Raw genomic sequence first — 3,135 nt, forward strand, 5'->3', positions numbered from 1 at the left:
CCGGCGGTGCTGGACGGCGTGCGCGACATCCTGTCCGAGCGCTGGGCCGAAGACGCCGTGCTGGTGCAGTCGCTGCGCGAATGGCTGTGGGCCGAGGGCCTCTTGCGCAGCAAGAAGATCGACGGCAAGAACGAGAACGACCCCGAGGTCTCCAAGTTCCGCGACTATTTCGAGTACGACGAGCCCATCGGCCGCGTGCCCTCGCACCGCGCGCTGGCCGTGTTCCGCGGCCGTGCGCTCGAAATTCTCGAAGGCAAGCTGGTGCTGCCGGTGGAGCCCGAGCCGGGCAAGCCCAGCATCGCCGAAGGCAAGATCGCCCTGCACCTGGGCTGGAGCCATGCCGGCCGCCCGGCCGACGACCTGCTGCGCAAGTGCGTGGCCTGGACCTGGCGCGTGAAGCTGAGCCTGTCCACCGAGCGTGACCTGTTCGCGCGTCTGCGCGACGAGGCCGAGAAGGTCGCCATCAAGGTGTTCGCCGACAACCTGCGCGACCTGCTGCTGGCCGCGCCGGCCGGCCCGCGCGTGGTGATGGGGCTGGACCCGGGCATCCGCACCGGCGTGAAGGTGGCCGTGGTGGACGCCACAGGCAAGCTGGTGGAAACCGCCACCGTGTACCCGCACGAGCCGCGCCGCGACTGGGACGGCTCACTGCACACCCTGGCCAAGCTGTGCGCGACGCATGGCGTGAACCTGATCGCGATTGGCAACGGTACCGCCAGCCGCGAAACCGACAAGCTCGCTGGCGAGCTGATCAAGAAGCTGCAGGCGCTGGACGCGAACGTGAAGATCGAGCGGGTCGTCGTCAGCGAGGCCGGCGCCTCCGTCTATTCGGCGTCCGAGTTCGCGTCCAAGGAGCTGCCGGACCTGGACGTCAGCCTGCGCGGCGCCGTGTCCATTGCCCGCCGCCTGCAGGACCCGCTGGCCGAACTGGTCAAGATCGACCCCAAGAGCATCGGCGTGGGCCAGTACCAGCACGACGTCAACCAGAGCGAGATGGCCCGCACGCTGGACGCCGTCGTCGAGGACTGCGTGAACAAGGTGGGCGTGGACCTGAACACAGCGTCCAGCGCGCTGCTGGCCCGCGTGTCCGGCCTGTCGGCCTCGGTGGCCAGCAACATCGTGCGCTGGCGCGATGCCAACGGCGCGTTCCGCAACCGCCAGCAACTGCTGGACGTGGCGGGCCTGGGGCCCAAGACCTTCGAGCAGTCGGCCGGCTTCCTTCGCATCCGCGGAGGCGACAACCCGCTGGACTTCTCGGGCGTCCACCCCGAGACCTACCCCATCGTCGAACGCGCGCTGACCGCGCTGAAACGATCGGCCGAAGAGATCATTGGCCGCAGCGAAGTGCTGCGCACGCTCAAGCCCGAGCTGCTGGCCGACGACAAGTTCGGCGCGATCACCGTCAAGGACGTGCTCGCCGAGCTGGAGAAGCCCGGCCGTGACCCACGTCCGGACTTCAAGGTGGCCCGCTTCAACGATGGCGTCGAGGACGTGAAGGACCTGCAGCCCGGCATGCTGCTGGAAGGCACGGTCAGCAACGTCGCGCAGTTCGGCGCCTTCGTCGACCTGGGCGTGCACCAAGATGGATTGATCCACGTCAGCCAGCTGTCCAACAAGTTCGTCAACGACGCTCGCGAGGTGGTCAAGACTGGCGACATCGTCAAGGTCAAGGTGCTGGAGGTGGACCTGGCCCGCCAGCGCATCTCGCTGACGATGAAGCTGGACGCCCAGGCCCCGCGAGGCCCGAAGCAGGACAACAGCTTCCGTCCGGCCGCCCGCACCGAGCGCCCCCACGGCGGCGGCTCGCGCGATGCGGCACCCGCCGGCGGCAACGCGATGGCGGCGGCATTCGCCAAACTCAAACGCTGACCCTTTCGGGGGTCAGTCACTGACACACAGCATCGCCATGATCGCGGCTCGCCCCACGGGCCGTCGATTGATGCTCCCGAAATCGCAACTGGTCGCAACGCGACCGCCCGAGCCGCCTACCGCCGCTATGGTGCGCACCGCCTCAAACCCCGGAGTCTCTTCTTGAAAACCCCCGCCCTCGCCTCGCTGCTTCTGCTCAGCCCTGCCCTGGCCCTGGCCCAGCAGGAGGTCGATCGCGCATCCAGCCCGCCGACGCCAGGCAACCAGCTCGAACGCGTGTCCGTGACGCGCCAGCAGACCGACACCGACCTGCGCCGCCGCCAGCCCGTGGCCAAGCAGCTCTATGGTCGCGAGGAGCTGGACAAGTACGGGGACACCCAGCTCTCCGACGTCCTGAAACGCCTGCCCGGCATCAACGTCTCCGGTGGCCAGCTGCGCATGCGCGGCCTGGGCGGGGCCTACACGCAGATCCTCGTCAATGGCGAGCCGGCGCCCCCCGGATTCAGCCTGGACAACCTCAACCCGGCCCAAGTCGAGCGCCTGGAGGTCAGCAAGGCGCCCACGGCCGACCAGAGCGCCCAGGCCGTTGCCGGCACGCTGAACATCATCCTGAAGGACGCGCCGCGCGTCGTGCAGAAGGACTTGCGCCTGGGTGTGTCCTACGCCAACGAGAAGCCCACGGTCGGCGGCAGCTTCACGTATGGCGACCGCATCGTCGGCGGCATCGGCCTGGTGTTGCCGATCTCGTTCTTCCAGTGGGACATGCGCAACGAGACCCAGAGCGATCGGGTGCGCGACGCTGGCGCCACCCACCTCGCGTCGGAGGGCTTCGACCATTCCTACGGCCGCGGCGTCAACATCTCGCCGCGCCTGAACTGGAAGCTCGGTGACGACGAGACGCTGACCGTGCAGGGCTTCTTCCTGCGCAACCGCTTCCGCAACGAAGGCGAGAGCCAGACGCAGATCCTGGCTTCCACGCCGGGCCAGAGCGTGTTGCCAACCAGCGTGCTGGACAGCAGCCGCAACCGCGGCAGCTTCGCGGCCAACCGCGTCAACCTCCAGTACAACAACCGCTTCGGCGAAGACCGCCGCATCGAGCTGCGCGCTGGCACGGGCAGCGGCGGGGCGGACTTCCAGTACGACTTCCTCGGCCGCAACGCCGCCGGTGCGCAGACCGTCACCCGCACGACCACGGGCGACAACACCAACCGTCAGACCTCGCTGGCCGGCAAGTACAGCCAGTACGCAGGCGAGGACCACACGGTC

General features: G+C 68.5%; 2 protein-coding genes. Both read left to right on the forward strand.

From position 1 onward, the window contains the following. Nucleotides 1-1,869, forward strand: a 1,869-nt coding sequence (locus VGF12_RS00050) for a Tex family protein (protein WP_331174003.1), incomplete at its 5' end; no start/stop codon positions are given. Between the two features lie 162 nt (nucleotides 1,870-2,031). Next, the coding region (locus tag VGF12_RS00055) for a TonB-dependent receptor plug domain-containing protein (protein ID WP_331174004.1) at nucleotides 2,032-3,135 on the forward strand (1,104 nt) is incomplete at its 3' end.

Source organism: Roseateles sp., from assembly GCF_036404855.1.
GTDB lineage: Bacteria > Pseudomonadota > Gammaproteobacteria > Burkholderiales > Burkholderiaceae_C > Pelomonas.